This is a genomic window from Longimicrobium sp. (genome assembly GCA_036389135.1).
Classification (GTDB): Bacteria; Gemmatimonadota; Gemmatimonadetes; order Longimicrobiales; family Longimicrobiaceae; genus Longimicrobium.
On sequence record DASVQP010000132.1, the window covers coordinates 1 to 4,653 of the forward strand.

Annotated in this window: 3 protein-coding genes and 1 riboswitch; all 3 genes read left to right on the forward strand. The window is 63.8% G+C overall.

All coding sequences use genetic code 11. From position 1 onward, the window contains the following. Positions 1-1,149, forward strand: a 1,149-nt coding sequence (locus VF584_26865) for a hypothetical protein (protein ID HEX8213818.1), incomplete at its 5' end; no start/stop codon positions are given. Between the two features lie 966 nt (positions 1,150-2,115). Further along, positions 2,116-3,495, forward strand: coding sequence for a hypothetical protein (locus tag VF584_26870; protein ID HEX8213819.1), 1,380 nt, complete (start codon positions 2,116-2,118; stop codon positions 3,493-3,495). 268 nt (positions 3,496-3,763) lie between these two features. After that, positions 3,764-3,842: riboswitch (cyclic di-GMP riboswitch) on the forward strand. Between the two features lie 301 nt (positions 3,843-4,143). After that, on the forward strand, positions 4,144-4,653 hold a 510-nt coding region (locus tag VF584_26875; GenBank protein HEX8213820.1), incomplete at its 3' end, for a hypothetical protein.

The window sequence follows — 4,653 nt, forward strand, 5'->3', positions numbered from 1 at the left end:
ACTCTCACGGTGGAGGAGATCAACCCGCTCTCCGTCCGCGCAGACCGCACCGAGACCGACCCCGCCGAACCGGTGGGCTTCACCGCCCGCGCGGACGAGGAGATGCGCAACCTGGAGTGGGCCTTCGTCGCCGGTGACACCTTCCCGGAAAGCGGACCGGCCGCGTCCCGCGCACCCGCCGGCGGAGCAACTTTCTCCACCTCGGCAGCGGCCGCGCCGGCGGCGGACTGGAACGCGCTCGCGAGCTGCCGGCGCAAGGAGGCGTGCACCACCCGCATCGCGGCGAGCGGGCGCATGTGGGTGCGGGGGCACATCGAGGATCAGATCGTCTTCGCCAGGAGTGAGATCGTCCGCGTCCAGCCCGTTCGCCTGAAGCTGGACTGCACTCCCAACCCGGTCACGCGCGGCCAGTCCATCACCTGCACCGCGAGCAAGGACCCCGCGAGCGCCCCGGGCGAGGTCAAGATCACCGGCTGGAGCTTTGCAGGAGCGGGCAGCACAATCAAAGCAGAGGAGGAGGATCAGCATTCTCCAACCTGGGGCGGTACAATGGTAGTGTCTGGGACGATCTCCGTGGTGGGTACCATCGGAGGGCGTGCCGTAGAACCTGCTACCGTGGCTGTGAACGTGATCGGACGAAACTGGACGGGGAAGATCAAATATCCAGACGCTACCTCCGAGTTCGTCGGCGAGCCGGACCTCCCGTATCCGCCTGTGACACCTGAGAATCCAGAACTCGAGGACGGTGTTCTGGGCGTGTACCTGGATGCGCCGCCGGTCGCGTCTTACGGCGAGGGATCAGGACCCAACAAAGGCTGGGTCTACGTCGACGAGCCACCGCTATTCTCGATGACCCCGCTCATCCGTCTTAACGTCGCACTTCGACCCGACAATCCATTCTACCGCGCGCAGCGTGGCGATTCCGGAGTCCGCCTCTCGGGGCGACCCGCCTGCGGTCCTGCCTTCATGCGTCAGGCGGCCCGCCACGTACCTGCACACGAGGACGGCCACCATCAGGTCGCGAAGTCACATTATGAGTCGTCCACAACCGCGGAGACGCTGGAGCAGACGACGCTGTACGAGCCGAACTCAACCAGTCCGGGTCGGAGCTGTTCCACGAGTTCATCGAACCGCTCCGGCGCCGACTGAAGACGTTACAAGACGCGCACGATGACCATGATCAGCTTCAAGTACCATGTTCCTTCACCCCCATCAGCCGCTAAAGGCCATGCGTTGCTTCGCGTTAGCCGGTATGCTACTGGTCGTGCTCGCGAGGGCTGGCTCTGCCCAGGTCAACTCCGACTCGGTAAAGCATCGAAACGAGTGCCGGTTGGCCGAACAGGTCATGACCACCGGGCGTCCAGAACCTCACCGTGAATGGGCGCGTGGATACATCACGTTCTGCGGAACCGAGTCTTGGGCTCGTGCAGCCTCCACTGCACTGATACGGTTACGCACGTCCGAAGACCGGCGCATCCTCGAGAAAGAGTGGGGCAGAGTGCGCCTGCTGCGTGATTCGACCCTCTTTGCAACCGCTACGGAAATCGCGGCGAACGGATCATCCAGTGTACCGGCACGGGTGTATGCTATCCGCTACCTGCTAAACACTGTGCACCCGAACCGGCTGATCACGTACGACTTGATGGTTCTCGAAAGGGATGTGCGCGGAAACCGTCGCGGCCCATGCTTTGAGCGGACCGCCGCGGGCCGTCAGGCGGAGTATCATGGCGTCCCTCAGCCAAGAAACTTCCGCGAACGGATCACCGCGCTCATGCGACGAATCCACAGTGATCCCGCCCAGCCAGCACAGGTGCGCAACGCCGCACTGTGTCTCTGATCGGAGCAGTTGGATGAGGATTTCGAGATTTGGGATCGTTGTTTCACACGCGGAGATCGTGACGCTCCTTCGAAACATCTATCTCGCCGCTGCGCTGCTCCTCGCCTCTAGGCGGGTGCGTGCGCAAACAGGTGCCGACCTGATGGACCCGGAACATAAGCAGTCGTCGATGCACCGAAGCGCGCCATGCAATCTCCGGTTGAGCGACAACAGCCAGTAGGATCGCTGGACGAGCCCGTTGGCTGCTCAAATTTTCTTGTACACTCCGAGACCTGACCATGCGGAACTGTACGAATACAGTACTTCTTTTCGCCCTTGCCAGTGCAACCGCGTCGGGCACACCGATCTGGGCACAGGCCGGCGCGACGCAGGAGGACCCCCAGGTTCTTCACCATCGAAACGCGTGCAGGCTCGCGCATCAGATCCTTGTGCATGGCCAGCCTGCGAATAAACGCATCTGGGCAATTGGTTACGCCAACGGGTGTGGAGATCTCGGCGGCGACGCACTCGCGGCCGCGGTCCTTCAGTACCAGTCTGGGCGCGTCCCAGACGGCGAAATGGAGAAACTTGTCGAATCCGCAGCCCTCCTCGTTGACGCAAGGATATTCGAAGCCGCGCTTTCTCTTGCGGCTCATAGTAATGCGGTGGCAACAAATCGGGTGCAGGCAATCCGGATCGCATTCCAACAACTGAATCCAACCAGGTTCGAGAGCTACGAAACGTTCATCGTGGACCCGTTGAGAACCACAACGATCTACAGTCCGCTCGTCACCAGTGAAGCACCTCCCGTCGGGGTCCCCATACCCGCTGAGGGGTTGCACAGGGCTGCTCATATTGCAGGGGTGATCCTGGCGGATACTGCTGCTCCGGACTCGTTGCGTCGTGCGGCGTCGTACCTGCTCGTGAACGTTCAGCGACAACAAGCGCGGGCTCGGCTGTGCGTGACGGGCATCACCGCACAGCAGTGCTCTCGGTTGATGGATGAGTGGGATGCGCAGCAGGAACGTTTGAACACCCATAGCAAGGTGAAGCGGAGCTTGGTGATAGCGACGGTAGCCTTGCTTGGAATAGGTGCCCGCCCCGCGGTGGCGCAGGAGTACCGACAGAAGCGGGAGGGTGAGGACGTGCACCTGCGCAATGACTGCCGGCTCGCGGTGCAGGTGCTCATGCACGGGCACCCCGCCAACAAGCGCGATTGGGCGCTGTGGCGGATCAGCGGCTGTGATGAGAGCGGCCCGCCAGTGTTGGCGCACATGTGGCGCCAGGTCCCAGCGGACTCGGCCTCTCTTGGGAAGGCTGTACGGTACAGCGTCCGGCTCCGAGACCGGCGTGTATACGATGTGCTATCAAGCATCGCGCGCGACCGCTCCGTCCCCGCGCTCAAGCGCGCTGCTGCCCTGCACCTGCTGGGCCGTTGGGCTCAGCAGGGGCTGAATTTACATTATAGGCAGTTCTTTGTGCCGGGATTCGAGTCGGTCGAAAGAAACGGAGTGATACATCAGGGTATCTCCGATGATACACAGTACGAAGGCGCAGAGCCGTTGCCGGCGACGATCAAGGCTGACGTGCAGAGGCTCGCCCGCAATGTAGCGGCAACCGACCCTAGCTACCGGCTACGCGCGGCCGCGAACCTACTCGCATCCTCGCTTTCCCACTAATTATTGTGGCGCCTACGCCGGAAGCTACAAGTGTGCTGATTCTGCTCGCGCTGGCCGCGAGCCCTTGCCGTCTAGGCAATTCGCGCGGGTAGTGAGTCCAGGTAGTCATCCAGGATACGTTTGTACTCTTCGGAGACATTGTCGTTCACCACAGCCCCCATCACCGCCGTCTTCATCTCCTCGCCTGTCACCCGAGGCGAGTACGCACGAAGCCGACACTCGTAAACGTAAGACTTGACGCTAAACACCTGTAGTGGTACTCTTCGGCAGCCGACAAGAGCACCCCGGTCGTGAGGCCGGTCCGCAAAGCCAGGGGTCTCCCGCGTGGAGACGGCCCAGCCGCCGAAGCCCGCCAGACGCCGCCCTCGCGCCCCGTCGCTTCGGACCCGTGTGCCTTCCCGGCACCCGCCCCGGAGCACGGGGCTTCGTCGTCCCCCGAACCTCTTCTTTCCACCGCCAGCCAGCACCTTGATGCCGCGCCACCTTTCATTCCGAAGTCTCGCGCTCGGACCCATCCTTTTGATATCCGCGTGTGTGGACCAGCCGACCGCGCCCACGAGATCCGCTCCGCTCCCACCTAGCCGGCCCACGGCTGCCGCCTCCGCGTCGTTCTCGGCCACCCACACTATTTCCGTGCCGGGGAGCACCTTGCAGGAGTTCGGCACGGTTCGCCTGGCGCCCACCGGCATCGTGATCCCGCGTGACATGTGGGTGCGCGTACGGGTGAGCGGCAGCATACGCATAGACGCCGATCCCGAATGGGTGCGCCGCTTCTGCAACCCGGGACCGCCGTCCGAGTGCCCGCCGCCGTACGATGGCGTCTCCGCGGGCCCGCTCGGGGTGGACCAGGGGCTGGAGGTGCAGGTGGCGATGAACAACGCCTATTTCCTGTGGCGGCCCCGCGCGTCCGGTGGCGACGGTGCGGAGGACATCATGTGGGTCAGCGCCGGAACCGGCGTGCTCGCGGGCCGCGCCGGGCTGTGGGAGTTCGGCGACTGCTGGGGGTGCACGCACCAGCCCGGGCGCGCCGGGCGCTACCGCCTCACCGGCACCCAGACTCTCACGGTGGAGGAGATCAACCCGCTCTCCGTCCGCGCAGACCGCACCGAGACCGACCCCGCCGAACCGGTGGGCTTCACCGCCCGCGCGGACGAGGAG